Here is a 1,610-nt window from a genome sequence, read left to right on the forward strand (position 1 = left end):
AGATGTGTATAAGAGACAGTATTAGAGTTTAAAATGTTTTAAGTTATTAGATCAAATAAGAAGAGGTTGTTTCAAAATGAAAAAATACTATATCCTACTTTTTCTAATATTTGCTAATTTGTTTTGGGCCGGTAATTTTGTGTTCGGAAAGTATGTGGTGACCGAATTAGCTCCACTACAAATGACATTCGCAAGGTGGCTAATAGCCTTTTTTCTTTTAATTCCTATCGCTTATTTCGTTGAACACCCCACATGGAAAAGTGTGTGGAAAGAGTGGAAGATTCTTTTGACAATGGCCGTATTAGGCGTTGTGGGATATAACTCTCTTTTATATATTGCTCTTCAATATACCACACCGGTTAATGCATCCCTTGTTAATGCAATTAACCCCGTTGTAATTTTTCTTTTATCCGCTTTGTTCCTTAAGGAAAGAATTTCATTTCGTAGGGGACTTGGCCTCTTTATTTCCCTTTTTGGTGTTTTGCTTGTCTTAACAAACGGCCATCTGCAGCAAATATTTCATATCAACTACAATCAAGGTGATCTTTTAATGCTAGTAGCTATTCTAGCTTGGACATTTTATTCATTAATAGGAAAAAAACTACGAACCGTTCCACCTATTTCTGCAACTGCTGTATCAGTTTTTCTTGGTCTACTAATATTATTTCCATTTATCATCTTTTCTGGTATTCATTATCCACTTCATAATAAGAAAGTAGTAATTGGACTTTTGTATTTTGGAATTTTTCCATCTGTAGGATCGTTTATTTTTTGGAATGTTGCCCTTCGTCATATCGATGCTAGTCAAGCGGGCGTCTATATGAATTTAATTGTCGTTTTTACAGTTATTATTAGTTTTTTATTAGGACAACAAATCACCCTAATACAGATAATTGGAGGAATACTCGTTTTTATTGGAGTTTATCTTACTACAAAAAAAGAAAGGAATGAAAATGTATTTCGTTTAACAAAAGGAGTTATTAGCAAGAACAGTGAAGAGTAAGTTAGTTCATGAATATAAGAGCTTGAGGAATTTTAAATATTCATGGTCCACCTCCGTTAGATGTAGATCTCTCCAAATGGATTGAGTGCCTTATCACGTCGATTTTAATTCCTTCCTTAAAAAAAGACTAATAATAACGGATGGGTAGGATTGATAGTAGCTGGTGGATATCCAAAATAGTTCTCTAACTTTATTACAATCCAGCCCTTAGGAAGCAAATCCCTTTGAAAAACTGGGTCCTGGAAGGTTTTTCCGGTACTCATGCTCTTTCATCTTCTGCAATTATCAATTCTATATCTTTTTGGAGTAACTCAGATTATGAAACTAATTACTCCTTCGAACATTTTTTCAATTTCATCCATTCTTAAGGGCACTCTTTTCTATCTTCTTCTACCGCCTTAACTAAAAAATATAAGTATTATTATTCAAACTAGTTTAAATAATAATAACAAAAACAATAAGTTCTATTGTCAAAATTTGACGGCGATTATTAGTTTTTTAGTGAAAATATTTTTAATGGAACGATTATTTCGGTTTTTTATTGTGAGTTGTTGGATAGAATGAATATTAAATTATGTTTATATTATTATATTGAACATAATTAGCA

Annotated in this window: 1 protein-coding gene; it reads left to right on the top strand. The window is 32.0% G+C overall.

What is annotated here, in order from left to right; all coding sequences use genetic code 11:
• Positions 1 to 76 precede the first annotated feature (76 nt).
• Positions 77 to 1,003, top strand: coding sequence for a DMT family transporter (locus E1I69_RS24055; RefSeq protein ID WP_136382015.1), 927 nt, complete (start codon positions 77 to 79; stop codon positions 1,001 to 1,003).
• The last annotated feature ends 607 nt before the right edge of the window (positions 1,004 to 1,610 follow it).

Source organism: Bacillus timonensis, assembly GCF_004799755.1.
Lineage (GTDB): Bacteria > Bacillota > Bacilli > Bacillales > Bacillaceae_L > Ferdinandcohnia > Ferdinandcohnia timonensis_A.

Bases quoted from the DNA above. Each gene is read 5' to 3' on its own strand.
- E1I69_RS24055 (WP_136382015.1), top strand. From the start codon at position 77: ATGAAAAAATACTATATCCTACTTTTTCTAATATTTGCTAATTTGTTT.